Source organism: Azospira sp. MPR-LB4, from assembly GCF_058809525.1.
The window spans coordinates 2532335-2547072 of the sequence record NZ_CM179521.1 but is presented as its reverse complement, the minus strand read 5'-3'; the positions used below and the strand labels follow the sequence as shown (position 1 = coordinate 2547072).

Genomic DNA, 14738 nt, shown 5'->3' with positions numbered 1-14738 from the left:
GGACCATGCACTAATTCCACGCATGGTCGCCGAAAGATTCTGATAATACTAAGATAATAGACGGCAGATCATTCACCTAACCCCGGCGGCCGCCCGGCCGTCGCCCCGGTGCCCATCATGGCCTTGCACCCACACTTCCTTTCCCGCTGGCAGCGGGCCTGGCGCCGCTCCCTGCACATCCGCCTGGTGGTGCTGGGCCTGGTGCCCATGCTCGTCACCCTGCCGGTGATCATGGCCGTGCTGGTGGTGGGCGGCCAGCGTTTCGACGAACTGCTGGAGGCCAATGCCCACGCCCATCTGATCAGCACCCGCAACTATCTGGAGCAGATCCGCAACCGCTCCGGCCAGCAGGTGCTGCAGCAGGCCCTCTCCGAACGCCTGCCCCAGTTGCTCAAGGCCCACCGCGGCAACGACCCGACCCTGGGCAAGGTGCTCGACGTGTGGGCCGAATCGGCGGGCCTGGACTATCTCATCGTCGCCACCGAGGACGGCCAGATCATCGCCGCCAGCACCGACGCCGTGCCCGGCACCCGCCTGCCCCGCTCCTTTGTCGTGCGCCAGGTGCTGACCGGACTGCCGGTATCGGCCTACGAGCGCTTCGATGCGGAACAGCTGGCCCGCCTCGGCTCCCGCTTTCCCGCCCGGGCCCGGGTAGAGGTGGCGGGGGCGCCGAAGGGCGAGGCGGAGACCCGGGGCCTGCTCATCAACGCCGCCGCCCACCTGCCCCTCAGCGGCGATTACGGAGATGCCATCCTCTTCGGCGGCATCCTGCTCAACAACAACCTGGCCCTGATCGACAACATCCGGGAGGTGGTTTTCCCGGTGGGCACCCTGCCGGGCGGCGACAGCGGCACCGCCACCCTGTTCCTCGACGACATCCGCGTCGCCACCAACGTGCAGCTGGCCAACGGCCAGCGGGCCCTGGGCACCCGGGCCAGTGCCGAGGTCAATCAGGCGGTGCTGGAAGAAGGCGGCACCTGGGTGCGGCGGGCCCGGGTGGTGGACAGCTGGCAGATCGCCGGCTACCAGGCCCTGCTCGACGGCGAGGGGCGGCGCATCGGCATGATCTACTCCGGCTTTCCGGAAACCTACTACCAGAACGAGAAGCACCTGCTCCTGGGCGGCATTTCGCTGGTGCTGGGCCTGAGCATGCTGCTGCTCACCTATGTCTTCCTGAAGAAATCCCGCCGCCTCACCGACCGCCTGCAGCGCATCCGCGACGCCATGACCGACTTCGGCCAGGGCCGCACCCTGGCCCGGGTCGGGCGCATGGAGGAAGAGGACGAGATCGGCCAGCTGGCCGGCCATTTCGACGCCCTGCTCGATGCCCTGGACGCCAAGGAGAAAGCCCGGGCCCATACCGAATGGGTGCTGCGCAAACGCATGCAGGAACTGGCCTGCCTCTACGAAATATCCCGGGTCACGGAAGACCCGGCCCTGGGCCTGGGGGAAATCCTGGAACGGGTGGTGGGCCTCATTCCGCCGGGCTGGCGCTGGCCTCGGCAGACCTTCGCCTGCATCGAGTTCGGCGGTGCCCGTTACGCCACACCGGGTCACCCGGCCGCAACCGGCGGCCACCGGGTCACCTTCCGCACCCCGGGGGGCGACCAGGGCACCCTGACGGTGCTGTGCCAGCCCGACGGCGAGCACGACACGGCCCTGCTGCCGGAGGAGCGGACCCTGCAGGAAAGCATCGCCCAGCGCCTCGGCGACGCCATCAGCCGCCTGCAGACCCGCAGCGCCCTGCGCGAGCGGGAGGACATTTTCAGCGCCATCGCTGCCCAGGCGCCGGAGAGCATCTGCCTGATCGACGCCGAGAGCGGCCGCTTCATCGAATTCAACGACATGACCTGCGCCAGCCTGGGCTACACCCGGGAGGAACTGGCCGGCCTCTCCATCGCCGACCTGGAGGCGGAGATGGACCCGCAGCAGGTCCGCCAGGCCCTGGCCGCCGTCATCCGGGACGGTCAGCACAGCACGGAAACCCGCCTGCGGCGCAAGGACGGCCAGGTGCGGGACTTCTGGGTCAGCAACCGGCGGGTGGAAATGGACGGGCGCCTCGGCTGTGCCTCCGTCTGGCGCGACATCACCGAGCGCAAGGAGCAGGCCCGGGCCATGGCCAGCGAGGTTTCCATGCGCCGGGCCCTGTTCGAGCACAGCCGGGACGGCCTGGTGCTGCTCACCGAGGACGGCGCCGTGGCCGAAGCCAATCCGGCCATGGCGGCCATGCTCGGCTACACGCCGGAGGAAATGGAACGGCTCCACGTGTGGGACTGGGACGCGGCAATTCCCCGGGAACAGATCACCGCCATGTTGCGGGCCCTGAGCAAGGGCGGCGAGTTCTTCCAGACCGTGCACCGCCACAAGGACGGCCGCACCTTCAACGTGGAAGTGAGCGCCAGCCGTGTCGAGTGGGAGGGCCAGGCCTATGTGCTGTGTCTGCACCGGGACATCACCTTCCGCCTGCGCCTGGAACAGGAGCTGGAACAGCACCGCCACCACCTGGAGGAGCTGGTGCACGCCCGCACCATGGAGCTGGCCGAAGCCCGGGACGAGGCGGAGAGCGCCAGCCGGGCCAAGAGCGCCTTTCTGGCCAACATGAGCCACGAGATCCGCACCCCCATGAACGCCATCCTCGGCCTCTCCCACCTGCTGGGGCGGGAGGTGGGCGATGCCCGGGCCCGGGAGCGGGTGGACAAGATCCACGGTGCCGCCACCCATCTGCTCAACATCATCAACGACATCCTGGACCTGTCCAAGATCGAGGCCGAGAAGCTGCATCTGGACATGCAGGACTTCCTCCTGGCGCGCCTCTTCGACAATGCGGAAAACCTGCTGCGGCCCCAGCTGGAAGCCAAGGGCCTGCGCCTGGAGCGGCACCTCGACCCGGCCCTGCCCCCCGTCCTGCGGGGCGACGCCATGCACCTGCAGCAGATCCTGGTGAACTTCCTCAGCAATGCGGTGAAGTTCTCCGACCAGGGCCACATCACCCTGGGCGCCCGCCTGCTCAGCCGCAGCCAGAGCCAGGTGGAGCTGCGCCTGGAGGTGGCGGACCAGGGCATCGGCATCGCCCCGGAGCAGCAGGCCGCCCTGTTCCAGGCCTTCGAGCAGGCCGACAACTCCACCACCCGCAAGTACGGCGGCACGGGCCTGGGCCTGGCCATCAGCAAGCGCCTCATCCGGCTCATGGGCGGCGACATCGGGGTGGACAGCAAGCCGGGCCAGGGCAGCGTCTTCTGGATCAGCCTGCGCCTGGAGGTGGCGGACACCGCGGCCGGCACCACCGCCGCAACTGCGGAGCAGGAACTGCCGGCCCGCCTGCGCGCCCGCCACGGCGGCTGCCGCATCCTCCTGGCGGAAGACAACGCCCTCAACCAGGAGGTGGCCCAGGACCTGCTGCACGATGCCGGCCTGGCCGTCAGCGTGGCCGAGGACGGGCACCAGGCGGTGAGCCTGGCCCAGTCCGGCGGCTTCGACCTGGTGCTGATGGATGTGAACATGCCCCACCTGGACGGCCTGCAGGCCACCCGGGCCATCCGGGAGCTGCCCGGCTGCGCCGATCTGCCCATCTTGGCCATGACTGCCGGCGCCTTTGCCGAAGACCGGGCGCGTTGCCTGGAAGCCGGCATGAACGACTTCGTGGCCAAGCCGGTGGTCCCCGAGGTGCTCTACCAGGCCCTGCTGCGCTGGCTGCCGGCCCGCACCCCGGCGGCGGAGCCGACGCCCGGCAACGGCGCCAACGGGGAGCAGACCCAGCTGCTCAACCGGCTGCACACGCTGCTGGCCGGGGACGACATGCAGGCCAGCCTGCTCTGGCAGCAGTCCGCACACCTGCTGCTGCCCCTGCTCGGCGCCTGGGGCCCCCAGATCGACCAGGCCATCGAGTACTTCGATTTCGACCGGGCCCTGAGCCTGCTCGAGGCGGCCACCCCGGAGGCGGTCCAGCCGGCCGGCGCAGGCTAGGCGGGCCCGGCGCCAAAACATGTAAAGGAAGTTGTCGCAACGCCCCGAAACGGCCCGGATGATCTAAGATTCTGCCTTCGGCAACCGTTTCAGCAACCGTCTTTCCCGGCACCAGAACCCCATGCGTTTTTCTTTCCGCCCCCTTGTCTTACTCACCCTGAGCGGATTGCTGCTGGCGGGCTGCGCCTCCCGCCCCACGCCGGCCTACAAGCACGAGTCCTTCGACAGCAATTCCCCCTTCGAATACTGGAGCACCCGGGTTCCCGCCAACGCCTGCGAACTGGGGCGCCGGGCCCTGCTCAGCCAGGGCTACCAGGTGGAGGAAACCAAGCCCGAAAGCATCCGCGGCGAGAAGCTGTTCCAGCCCGAGGCCGATTACGGCATGCGCCTTTCCATCAGCCTGGTATGCCTGCCGAGCAACGTCGGCACCGTCATCTACGCCAACGCCCGCCAAACCCGCTTCGCCCTCAAGGCCGGCAGCAGCAGCGCCGGCCTCAGCGTCACCGGCATCGGCTCCATCTCCCTGCCCTGGGTGGCGGACAAGGATTCCCTGGTCAAGGTGGGCGAGGAAACCATCGCCGACCCGGACTTCTACAAACGCCTCTTCGCCCTCATCGACAGCCTGGACGGCGGCAGCAACAACAACTGAACGCGCCGCGCCAAAAGCAAAGGCCAGCCTCCCGGGCTGGCCTTTTTGCTTTGCGGCGGCGCCTCAGGCCGGCTGGGCCACGGGCTGCACCGGCTTTTCCCGGATCGGCAGGTTCACCAGGGCAGCGGCCGCAGCCAGGGCGATGTCGGCGTACCACATCCAGCCGTAGTCGCCGAAGCGGGTCAGGGTCAGGCCCCCCAGGTAGGCGCCGAGAAAGCCGCCGATCTGGTGCGAGAGCAGGGTCAGGCCGAACAGGGTGCCCAGGTAGCGCACGCCGAAAAGCTTGCCGACGATGGCCGCCGTCGGCGGCACCGTGGCCAGCCAGGTGAAGCCGAGGCCGGCGGCGAACAGGTAGTAGGTCCATTCCGTGCGCGGCATCATCAGGTACCAGATGATGAGCAGGGCGCGGGAGGCGTACATGGCCGCCAGGATGTACTTGCTGCGGTAGCGGGCCACACAGGAGCCGGCATAGAGACTGCCGAAGATGTTGGCCAGGCCGATGATGGCCAGGGACCAGCTGGCCACCGAGGGCGGCAGTCCGCACAGGTTCACCTCGCCGGGCAGGTGGGTGACGAGGAAGGCGATGTGGAAGCCGCAGGTGAAAAAGCCGGCATGCAGCAGCAGGTAGCTGCGGTCGCCCATGGCCTCCTTCACCGCCTGGCCAAGACCGCCGCCAGTAGCCGCTGTCGGGGCATGGGCCGGCGGAGCCCCCGCCAGACGGCCCACCAGGGGCAGGGCCGCCAGGGTGGCAATGGCCATGGCCCACAGGGCGCCCATCCAGCCGATGCTCTGGATCAGGCGCTGCAGGATGGGGGCGAAGACGAACTGGCCGAAGGAGCCGCCGGCGTTAATGACCCCGGAGGCGGCGCCCCGGGCCTCCACCGGCAGGCGCTGGGCGGCGGCGCCGATGAGCACGGAAAAGCTGCCGGCACCGGCCCCCATGGCCGACAGCAGGCCGATGGAAAAGATCAGGCCCAGGCCCGAATCCATGAAGGGCGTCAGGGCGCTGCCGACCGCGAGCACCAGCAGGCCGCCGATGAGCACCGCCCGGGCGCCGTAGCGGTCGGCCACGGCCCCCGCCACGGGCTGGATGGCGCCCCAGGTGAACTGGCCCACGGCCATGGCCAGGCTGATGCTGGCGATGCCCAGGCCGGTGTGGGTATTGAGGGGCGCGACGAAGAGGCCGAGGGACTGCCGGGCACCCATGGTCACCATGAGAATGCCGGCCGCCGCCAGGGTGGTCACCAGCACTTCCGGCCGGCTCAGGGTACGAAACATGGCAATCCTTCCCGGCCCGTACGGACCAAATCAATCGGATTCCACTCTAGTCAGCAAATCGGCGACGAAACAGCCCATAATCCCCGCATCAACGTCAACGGATCATTGACACCATGGCCTGGCTTCCCAGTTGGCACAGTTTCCTCAAGGTCGTCGAAAGCGGCAGCATGGCCGCCGCCGCCCGGCAGTTGGACTGCACCCGGGCCCAGGTGAGCAAGCAGATCGGCGACCTGGAACGATCCCTCGGCCAGCGCCTGTTCGAGCGGGCCACCCGCCGCCTCAGCCTGACCCCCGCCGGCGAAGTCTTCCTGCAGCACGCCCGCCGCGCCCTGGAAGCGGTGGACAGCGCCGAATTGGCCCTGCGCCACCTGGGCGAAACGCCCCAGGGCGTGCTGCGCATCAGCGCCACCCTGGCCTTCGGCCGCCGCTACATCGCCCCCCTGCTGCCGTCCATGGTCGAGAAATACCCGGGCCTGGAATGTGAGCTGGTACTCACCGACCAGCTAGTGGACCTGGTGGCCGACCGCATCGACCTGGCCCTGCGCCTGACCAAGGCCCCGCCCGAAGACGCCGTGGCCCGCCCCCTGCTGCAACTGGAACGCCACCTCTGCGCCGCCCCCGCCTACCTGGCCGCCCACGGCACGCCCCAGACGCCCCAGGATCTGCCCCTGCACCGCTGCTTCAGCTACCTGTTCACCGACGACGGCCACTGGCGCCTGACCGACCGGGAAGGAGCCGAGATCCGGGTGCCCATCCACAGCCCCCTGCGCTACAACAATCTGGAATGTCTGGAAGACGCCATCCTCGCCGGCCAGGGCATCGGCATCCTGCCCGACTTCCTGTGCGCCCCGGCCCTGGCCGACGGCCGCCTGATCCGGGTCCTGCCCGACCACGAACCCCAGGTCCGCTTCGGCCGCCACCTCTACGCCTGCTACACCCCCAGCCGCATCCGCCTACCCAAGGTCAAGGTCTTCCTGGCAGAACTGGAAGCGGCCCTGACGCCAGTGCCGCCGTGGCGGCAGGGGTGGAAATGAAAAAGGCCAGTCGCGGAGGACTGGCCTTTTGGGTATCCGGTGGAGCGGGCGATGGGAATCGAACCCACGGCTCTAGCTTGGGAAGCTAGGGTATTACCATTATACGACGCCCGCTCGGGCTGATTTGGCGGCTCCAGAGGCAGAACCGAGGTGGCATTCTACGCCGCCGCCTGCCGCAGGGGCAACCGGCGGGGTACGAAACTCAGTCGGCCAGGCGGCGGTAGCGGCCGCCCTGGAAGACGAGGGGGGGCCGGGCCGGGTCCTGGGCGAAGCGCTCGACCTGGCCGATGAAGATGAGGTGGTCGCCGCCGGCATGGCGGGCGACGTTGGCGCATTCGAAGCTGGCGCAGGTGCCGGCCAGCACCGGGGCGCCGCCCAGGCCGGGCTGCCAGGCCACGCCGTCGAACTTGTCTTCGAGGCGGGAGGCGAAGCGGTTGGAGACTTCTTCCTGGTTCGCTGCCAGCACGTTCACGGCAAAGTGGGAGGCGCTCTCGAAAATGCCCAGGCTGGGGGAGTTGGCGGAGAGGCTCCACAGCACCAGGGGCGGCTCCAGGGAGACGGAATTGAAGGAGCTGACGGTGAGGCCCACCGGGGTGCCGTCGGCGGCCATGGCGGTGACCACGGTGACGCCGGTGGCGAAGCCGCCCAGGGCATTGCGGAAGGCGCGGCAGTCGAAGGGGGCCGGGGTGGCGGCAGCGTCGCTGTCGCAGGTGTTGCAGGGCAGGTCGAGGGCGGAGTTTTGGCTGGAAGTCATGAAGTCGTCGGAGGCGGGCTGCGTGCTAACATGCGCGGACTTTTTGCCGTCCGGGGTGGCGCCGCTGTGGCGGTCTGCCCCTGCAATGCCCTTATTTTCAAGGAAGTGATGCTATGAGAATCGGAACGCCCCTCTCCCCTTCGGCCACCAAGGTGATGCTGCTGGGGGCGGGAGAACTGGGCAAGGAGGTGATTATCGCCTTGCAGCGCCTGGGTGTCGAGGTCATCGCCGTGGACCGCTACGCCGATGCGCCGGGCATGCAGGTGGCCCACCGTTCCCACGTCATTTCCATGACCGACGGGGCCGCCCTGCGCCGCCTCATCGAGCTGGAGAAGCCCCATCTGGTGGTGCCGGAGATCGAGGCCATCGCCACCGACACCCTGGTGGAGATCGAGGCCGAGGGCCTGGCCCAGGTCATTCCCACGGCCCTGGCCGCCAAGCTGACCATGAACCGGGAAGGCATCCGCCGCCTGGCCGCAGAGGAACTGGGCCTGCCCACCTCGCCCTACCGCTTCGCCGATTCCCTGGCCGAGCTGCAGGCCGCCATCGACGGCACGGGGGAAGAGAAGGGCATCGGCTACCCCTGCGTGGTCAAGCCGGTGATGTCCTCCTCCGGCAAGGGCCAGTCCCTGCTGAAGGGCCCCGCCGACGTGGAGAAGGCCTGGAACCATGCCCAGGCCGGCGGCCGGGTGCAGCAGTCCCGGGTCATTGTCGAGGGCTTCGTCAAGTTCGACTACGAGATCACCCAGCTCACCGTGCGCGCCGTGGGCAGCTCGGGCCAGGTGGAAACCTTCTTCTGCGAACCCATCGGCCACATCCAGGTGGATGGCGACTATGTGGAATCCTGGCAGCCCCAGCCCATGAGCGAGGCGGCCCGGGAGAAGTCCCGGGAGATCGCCGAAAAGGTCACCAGCAACCTGGGCGGCCGCGGCATCTTCGGCGTCGAGCTGTTCATCAAGGGCGACCAGGTGTGGTTCTCCGAAGTCAGCCCGCGCCCCCACGACACGGGCCTGGTGACCCTGACCAGCCAGCGCCTCTCCGAATTCGAACTGCACGCCCGGGCCATCCTGGGCCTGCCGGTGGATGCCAGCCTGCGCACTCCCGGCGCCTCCGCCGTCATCTACGGCGGCCTGGAGGAACAGGGCGTGGCCTACGAAGGCGTGGCCGAGGCCCTGCAGGTGCCCACCGCCGACCTGCGCCTGTTCGGCAAGCCCGAGAGCTTCAAGAAGCGCCGCATGGGCGTGGCCCTGGCCACCGGCGGCAGCATCGAACAGGCCCGGCAGCGGGCCAGCCTGGCCGCCAGCCGGGTGACGCCGGTTTCCGGCAAGCCCGCCACCAAGAAATAAGCGGGCCGCAACCCAATGGATACGGGCCAGTGGCTGCTCCCTTCCCTGGGGGCCGCACTGGCCCTTCTTCTTGGCCGTGCCGGCCTGCACTGGGCCATCCGGCGCGGCCTGCAGGTACCCATGGTTCCGGAACAAGGCAGCCCGGGCGATCTGGGCCTGCCCTTTCGTGAGTGCGCCATCGCCGGGCCCCGGGGCAAGCGCCTCTTCGCCTGGATGATTCCCGCCGCCACTGCCGCCGCCCCCACGGTGGCGGTGCTGCACGGCTGGGGCGGCAACGCGGAAATGATGCTGCCCCTGGCGGCGCCCCTGCACCGGGCCGGCTACGCCGTGCTGCTGCTCGACGCCCGCAGCCATGGCCGCAGCGAGGCCGACACTTTCGCCTCCCTGCCCCGCTTCGCCGAAGACCTGGAAGCGGCCCTGGACTGGCTGCCCGGCCAGCCGGAGGCGGACGGCCGGCGCCTGGCGGTGCTCGGCCATTCCGTCGGTGCCGGTGCCGCCCTGCTGGTAGCCTCCCGCCGCGACGGCCTGGCCGCCGCCGTCAGCGTCGCCGCCTTCGCCCACCCGGCGGCCATGATGCGGCGCTGGCTGCGGGCCCTGCACATCCCCTACCTGCCCCTGGGCTGGTACATCCTGCGTTATGTGGAGCGGACCATCGGCCACCGCTTCGACGCCATTGCCCCCATGCGCAGCATCGCCCGGGCCCGCTGCCCGGTGCTGCTGGTCCATGGCGACGCCGACGACACCGTGCCCCTGGCCGAAGCCCGGGCCATCCTCGCTGCCCGGGGCGACACCGCGGCCGAGCTGCTGGTGGTGCCCGGCAGCCACGACAGCTACGGCGAGGTGGAGGAGCAGATGCCCCGGCTGCTGGAATTCCTGGCCGCCCATCTCCATCCGGGCGAAGCGGGGCCGGCGACGCCCGGCGCCAGTTAGTCCATCAGCGTCCGGAAGATGCGCCGGTAGGCCTGGCGCATGGCTGCCAGGGCCTGGGGCCGGGGCTCCCGGCCGCTGTAGCTGACGATGTCGAAATAGCCCGTCAGCACATGCAGCTCCTCGGCCAGATCCGGGTAGCGGCGGTGCAGCTGGCGCCCGTATTCACGGGGGCCCTGGGCGGCGGCCCGGGGTTCGCCGTAGTAGGCGAAGAGCCGTTCGGCGGCATGGAAGTACTGGCGGATGCCGCGCCCCCCTGCCCCGTGGTGCCCGCCCAGGCCCAGGCGCAGATAATCGAGGCGGGTGCGCAGCCAGGCCAGCGGCCCCGTCTCCCGCGCCAGCAGCCAATAGGCCAGCACCAGGGCCAACAACAGCAACGCCAGCAGGGTCTGGACCACTTCCTGCAGGTGCTCCTGCATCCATTGCTTGAAGCGCTCCCACCAGTCTTCCACCGCCTCGCGGGCCGGGGCCGTGGCCTGCGTCAGCTGCTCCAGCCAATCCGCCAGATGGTTGATGGCGCTGGCCTGCCACTCGGGCATGCCGGGCCGGCGGGCGGCCAGGCGTATTTCCCCGGGACCGGGCCAGGCGGAACGGAGCGGACCGGCCTCCCCGGCGCCGCCCCCGCCACTGCCGCCGGCTGCCCCATGGCCACCGCTGCCGCCACCGGCGCCGCCGCCGGCCGGACTCTCGCCCAACTGCACCCCGCCGGGCAGGCCGTGCTTCCAGGAGAGATCGGCCCAGGAGACCTGGGGCGTGATGGCATAGAACAGGCCCGCCAGCCCCAGGATCACCAGGGCGGCGGTCACCGCCGCCAGGCCCTGGCCGGCAACGCGGCCGTCGCCCAGGGCCTGGGCCTGGACCTGGCGGGAGCGGCGATCCACCTGCTCCGCCACCAGACTCAGCACCACCGCCAGCACATAGGGCAGCAGATAGAAGAGCATGGTCCAGTCGGCCCGGTAGTGGGCGGCGGCAAACAGCACCAGCACCGCAGACACCAGCAGGCCCATGTAGAAATGGCGGCGGCTGACACTGATGCAGTTCTGCGCCGCCTGCATGCCGCACAGCAGGTAGAGGCCGCCCCGGGGCATGCCCCAGACGGGCAGGAGAATGAGGAAGAAGAGCACCCCGGCCATGACCAGCACCGCCTTCTGCCAGCCCCGGCCCAATTCGCTTGCCACGCCCTGCTGGCGCCAGCCGAGGAACAGGGTCAGGCCGAACAGCAGGGCCCACAGCGTCACCTCAAAGCCGAAATGGCCGTACTGGATGTCGAGGAAGCAGTTGCACATGACCCCCAGGGTCAGACAGGCGTACAGCCCCAGGTAGGCGGGGCCGTAGGTGAGGGGCGCGGGGGCGGCGGCAGGACGGGTCATGGATTGAACAGGGCCAGCAGATCATCGCCCCGGCGCACCGGCAGCACCCGGGCGCCCAGTTCCATGAGGCCGCCGGTCAGGCCGTCGCTGCCCCAGGCGGTGGCGCCGGTGAAGCTTTCGGGGACGAAGCGCAGGGCCAGCAGATGGGCGCCCCGCTGCCGCAGCTGGGCCAGGGCCCCCAACGTCGCCTGGCCGCCCCCGGGCACGGCCGGCTCGTTGTGGAAGCTGATCACGGTCTCCCCCGGCGTCAGGGCTGCGGCGGCCTGCTCCAGCATCTGGGCGTAGGGCGTGTCGCCGTCCGCCGCAACCACGGCGAGGGCATCCAGCATTTCCTGGAAGTGCAGTTCGCCGCAGCCGGCGCCGATCTCCAGGGGCTGCCGGCCGGCGCCCAGGAGCCGCACCGGCAGGCCGTTGCCGGTGGCGTAGCGGGCCAGGGAGGCGGCGATGCGCACCGCCACCTCGAAGCTGGAATCCCGGCCCCGGCCCAGTTCCGCGCCGGCCTGGCAATCCAGCACCAGGCACAGGCTGGCGGAGGCCAGGGGCTCGAACTCCCGCACCATCAGTTCGGCATTGCGGGCGCTGCTGGGCCAGTGGATGTGGCGCGGGTTGTCGCCCCGGCGGTATTCCCGCAGGCCGCAGAACTCGCTGCTGCCGGCCCCCTCCGGCAACTGCAGGGCGCCCCGGTGGATCAGGGTGGGCGTGCCGCGCAGGGGCAGGGCGACGATGGGGAAGATCCGGGGATAGATGACCAGGGAGGTGAGCCCGGCGTTGCGCCCCTGGCGGGCCTCGGCCAGCCCCAGGGGAAAGCTGGAGGCCAGGCCCACCGGGCCGAGCTGGTAGAGGCCCCGCTTTTCCGCCTGCAGGGTGACGCTGAACTGGCGCGTGCCGCCCCCCGGCACCCAGGCCACCTGGCCCAGCACCACCTCGGCCAGGGGCGCGCCAGCCGCCGCGCCGACGAAGGGCAGGCAGTCCACCAGCTCCACCATGAAGCGGGGCAGCAGGCCCCGGTTGTGCACCGTCACCGTCAGTTGCAACGGCTCGCCCTCGGCGGCCCGCACCGGGCCGCTGCGCTCCGCCGCCAGACGGCGCACCAGCCAGTGGGGCCAGACCACGCCGGCCGCCAGGGTGGCGAGGAACAGGGCGGCCACCGCCCACAGCAGGGCCTGCACCCGGTTGAGGGCGGCCGTGTAGGCCACCAGGGTGAGACCGGCCAGGATCAGGGCGCGCCGGTGCCGCCCCAGCCAGCCGGCCAGGGGCCGGCCGTCGAACGCCAGGGGCAGGGGCGTCTCCGGCGCCCGGGAGTCGCTCATACGGGGGCCGGCACCTGGTTCAGGATGTCCGCCAGCACCGTTTCCGCATGGCGTCCCTGGGCGGCGGCCTGGGGCCGCAGGATGAGGCGGTGGGCCAGCACCGGCCGGGCCACCGTCTTCACCAGCTCCGGGCTGACATAGTCGCGGCCCTGCAACAGGGCCAGACCCTGGGCCGCCCGGCACAGGGCCAGGGAGCCCCGGGGGCTGGCGCCCAGGCGCAGGTCCGGATGGGCCCGGGTGGCCGCCACCAGGCGGGCCACGTAGTCGGCCAGGGAATCCTCCACATGCACCTCGCTCACCGCCTGGCGCGCCGCCAGCAGTTCCGCCTCGCCGAGCACGGCCTGCAGCCGCTCGATGGGATGGCCATGGGCCTGGGCGCGCAGGATGCGGGCTTCCTCCGCCGCACTGGGATAGCCGGTGGACAGGCGCATGAAAAAACGGTCCAGCTGGGCCTCGGGCAGCACGTAGGTGCCGGCCATCTCGATGGGATTCTGGGTGGCCAGGACCATGAAAACCGGCGGCAGGGGGTAGGTGTGGCCGTCCACGCTGACGTGGAATTCCTCCATGCACTCCAGCAGGGCCGACTGGGCCCGGGGCGTGGCCCGGTTGATTTCGTCGGCCAGGAGGATGTTGGTGAACACCGGGCCGGGGCGGAACTCGAATTCCGTGGTCTTCTGGTTGAACACCGGCACCCCGGTGACATCGGAGGGCAGCAGGTCCGGCGTGCATTGCAAGCGCTTGCAGTCGAGGGCCACGGACTTGGCCAGGGCCCGGGCCAGCATGGTCTTGCCGGTGCCCGGCACGTCCTCCAGCAGCAGGTGGCCGCGGCAGAGCAGGGCGACCACGGCCAGTTCGATCACCGGGCGCTTGCCGATGATCACTTGTTCCACGTTGTCGATGAGGGTCTGGATGGTCTGCATGAGGCGGCAGCGTTCATGTCGTTGGAATGGGCCGCAGTGTAGCCCGCCGGCATGGCCCCGGGCAATCCGGCGGCGGGCGGTAGAATGGCGCCCTTGAACGCTTTCCCATCAGTCCCGAGCAGCCCGTGCCCAAGACCGCCCCCGATCCCGTCGCCGAATTCGCCCCCCGTCTGATCGCCTGGCAGAAGCGCCACGGCCGTCACGACCTGCCCTGGCAGCAGACCCGGGACGCCTATCCCATCTGGCTCTCGGAAATCATGCTGCAGCAGACCCAGGTGACCACGGTGATGCCCTACTACGCCCGCTTCCTGGCCGAGTTCCCGACCCTGGCGGACCTGGCGGCGGCGCCCGTGGAACGGGTGCTGGAGCTGTGGGCCGGCCTGGGCTACTACGCCCGGGCGCGCAACCTGCACGCCTGCGCCGTGCGGGTGATGGCGGAACACGGCGGCCGCTTCCCCCGGGAGCCGGAGCGCATCGCCGAACTGCCGGGCATCGGCCGCTCCACGGCGGCGGCCATCGCCGCCTTCGCCTACGGGGTACGGGCCGCCATCCTGGACGGCAACGTCAAGCGGGTGCTGTGCCGCTGTTTCGGCGTCAGCGGCTTTCCCGGCAGCCCCAAGGTGGAGAAGGGCCTGTGGCAGCTGGCCGAATCCCTGCTGCCCCACGGCACGGGCGAGATCGAGATCTACACCCAGGGCATCATGGACCTTGGGGCCAGCCTGTGCAGCCGGGGCAAGCCCACCTGCGCCATCTGCCCCATGCAGGAAATCTGCGTCGCCCGCCGCGAGGGGCGCCAGGAGGAACTGCCGGAGGCCCGGCCGGGCAAGGTCATCCCGGAGCGCCGGGTGACGGCGGTGATCTTCAGCGACGGCCCGCGCCTGCTGCTGCAGCGCCGCCCCCCCAGCGGCATCTGGGGCGGCCTGCTGGCCCTGCCCGAGCTGGCACCGGGGGAAAGCGCCGCCAGCCTGGCCCTCGGCCTGGGCCTGCAACTGCAGGCGGAGCAGGCCCTGCCGCCGATCCGCCACACCTTCACCCACTTCCGCCTGGAACTGACGCCCCTGCTGTGCCAGGTGGCACCGGTAGCCACGGCTGGGGAGCCGGGCTGGGAATGGCTGCCCTGGCAGGACATGGCCACGGCGGCCCTGCCGACGCCCCTGCGCAAGCTGCTGCAAGCACCGCTGTTCTAG

Annotated in this window: 11 protein-coding genes and 1 tRNA gene; 6 read left to right on the top strand and 6 right to left on the bottom strand. The window is 70.3% G+C overall.

The genetic code is table 11. From position 1 onward, the window contains the following. Positions 1-117 precede the first annotated feature (117 nt). Both AC3QLZ_RS11985 and AC3QLZ_RS11980 read left to right on the top strand, forming a co-directional pair. Positions 118-3963, top strand: coding sequence for a PAS domain S-box protein (locus AC3QLZ_RS11985; RefSeq protein ID WP_014236114.1), 3846 nt, complete (start codon positions 118-120; stop codon positions 3961-3963). Between the two features lie 121 nt (positions 3964-4084). Continuing rightward, entirely contained in the window at positions 4085-4612 is a 528-nt protein-coding gene (locus AC3QLZ_RS11980; protein WP_014236113.1) for a DUF2242 domain-containing protein, read from the top strand. A 63-nt stretch (positions 4613-4675) separates the two neighbouring features. On the opposite strand, the gene AC3QLZ_RS11975 is transcribed toward AC3QLZ_RS11980, so the two are convergent. Then, positions 4676-5890, bottom strand: coding sequence for an MFS transporter (locus AC3QLZ_RS11975; RefSeq protein WP_014236112.1), 1215 nt, complete (start codon positions 5888-5890; stop codon positions 4676-4678). A 113-nt stretch (positions 5891-6003) separates the two neighbouring features. Here AC3QLZ_RS11975 and AC3QLZ_RS11970 point away from each other — a divergent pair, with 113 nt between their 5' ends. Continuing rightward, the gene (locus tag AC3QLZ_RS11970) at positions 6004-6924 is read left to right on the top strand and encodes a LysR family transcriptional regulator (protein WP_014236111.1); all 921 of its coding nucleotides are present in this window, start codon (positions 6004-6006) and stop codon (positions 6922-6924) included. A gap of 40 nt (positions 6925-6964) precedes the next feature. Here AC3QLZ_RS11970 and AC3QLZ_RS11965 read toward each other — a convergent pair. Continuing rightward, a tRNA-Gly gene (locus AC3QLZ_RS11965) sits at positions 6965-7038 on the bottom strand. Between the two features lie 88 nt (positions 7039-7126). Continuing rightward, on the bottom strand, positions 7127-7678 hold the full coding sequence (locus tag AC3QLZ_RS11960) for a flavin reductase family protein (RefSeq protein WP_014236110.1): 552 nt from the start codon (positions 7676-7678) through the stop codon (positions 7127-7129). Positions 7679-7791: 113 nt separating this feature from the next. Here AC3QLZ_RS11960 and purT point away from each other — a divergent pair, with 113 nt between their 5' ends. Both purT and AC3QLZ_RS11950 read left to right on the top strand, forming a co-directional pair. Further along, positions 7792-9024, top strand: a complete 1233-nt coding sequence (gene purT, locus AC3QLZ_RS11955) for a formate-dependent phosphoribosylglycinamide formyltransferase (protein WP_014236109.1) — start codon at positions 7792-7794, stop codon at positions 9022-9024. A 15-nt stretch (positions 9025-9039) separates the two neighbouring features. After that, positions 9040-9954, top strand: coding sequence for an alpha/beta hydrolase (locus AC3QLZ_RS11950; protein WP_014236108.1), 915 nt, complete (start codon positions 9040-9042; stop codon positions 9952-9954). Here AC3QLZ_RS11950 and AC3QLZ_RS11945 read toward each other — a convergent pair. From AC3QLZ_RS11945 to AC3QLZ_RS11935, 3 genes are read right to left on the bottom strand one after another with little or no spacing between them, the layout of a single operon-like run. Continuing rightward, positions 9951-11321 (bottom strand): DUF4129 domain-containing protein, encoded by a 1371-nt coding sequence (locus AC3QLZ_RS11945; protein WP_014236107.1) that lies wholly within the window; start codon positions 11319-11321, stop codon positions 9951-9953. The two genes, AC3QLZ_RS11950 and AC3QLZ_RS11945, sit on opposite strands and share 4 nt — an antisense overlap. Next, the gene (locus AC3QLZ_RS11940) at positions 11318-12631 is read right to left on the bottom strand and encodes a DUF58 domain-containing protein (protein WP_014236106.1); all 1314 of its coding nucleotides are present in this window, start codon (positions 12629-12631) and stop codon (positions 11318-11320) included. The genes AC3QLZ_RS11945 and AC3QLZ_RS11940 overlap by 4 nt, the downstream gene beginning before the upstream one ends. Beyond that, the gene (locus AC3QLZ_RS11935; RefSeq protein ID WP_014236105.1) at positions 12628-13551 is read right to left on the bottom strand and encodes an AAA family ATPase; all 924 of its coding nucleotides are present in this window, start codon (positions 13549-13551) and stop codon (positions 12628-12630) included. Before AC3QLZ_RS11935 ends, AC3QLZ_RS11940 begins: the two co-directional genes overlap by 4 nt. A gap of 125 nt (positions 13552-13676) precedes the next feature. On the opposite strand from AC3QLZ_RS11935, the gene mutY reads away from it, so the two are divergent. Further along, positions 13677-14738, top strand: a complete 1062-nt coding sequence (mutY, locus tag AC3QLZ_RS11930) for an A/G-specific adenine glycosylase (protein ID WP_014236104.1) — start codon at positions 13677-13679, stop codon at positions 14736-14738.

Bases quoted from the DNA above. Each gene is read 5' to 3' on its own strand.
- AC3QLZ_RS11975 (WP_014236112.1), bottom strand. From the start codon at position 5,890: ATGTTTCGTACCCTGAGCCGGCCGGAAGTGCTGGTGACCACCCTGGCG.
- AC3QLZ_RS11940 (WP_014236106.1), bottom strand. From the start codon at position 12,631: ATGAGCGACTCCCGGGCGCCGGAGACGCCCCTGCCCCTGGCGTTCGAC.
- AC3QLZ_RS11985 (WP_014236114.1), top strand. From the start codon at position 118: ATGGCCTTGCACCCACACTTCCTTTCCCGCTGGCAGCGGGCCTGGCGC.
- AC3QLZ_RS11950 (WP_014236108.1), top strand. From the start codon at position 9,040: ATGGATACGGGCCAGTGGCTGCTCCCTTCCCTGGGGGCCGCACTGGCC.
- AC3QLZ_RS11935 (WP_014236105.1), bottom strand. From the start codon at position 13,551: ATGCAGACCATCCAGACCCTCATCGACAACGTGGAACAAGTGATCATC.
- AC3QLZ_RS11970 (WP_014236111.1), top strand. From the start codon at position 6,004: ATGGCCTGGCTTCCCAGTTGGCACAGTTTCCTCAAGGTCGTCGAAAGC.
- purT (WP_014236109.1), top strand. From the start codon at position 7,792: ATGAGAATCGGAACGCCCCTCTCCCCTTCGGCCACCAAGGTGATGCTG.
- AC3QLZ_RS11945 (WP_014236107.1), bottom strand. From the start codon at position 11,321: ATGACCCGTCCTGCCGCCGCCCCCGCGCCCCTCACCTACGGCCCCGCC.
- AC3QLZ_RS11980 (WP_014236113.1), top strand. From the start codon at position 4,085: ATGCGTTTTTCTTTCCGCCCCCTTGTCTTACTCACCCTGAGCGGATTG.
- AC3QLZ_RS11960 (WP_014236110.1), bottom strand. From the start codon at position 7,678: ATGACTTCCAGCCAAAACTCCGCCCTCGACCTGCCCTGCAACACCTGC.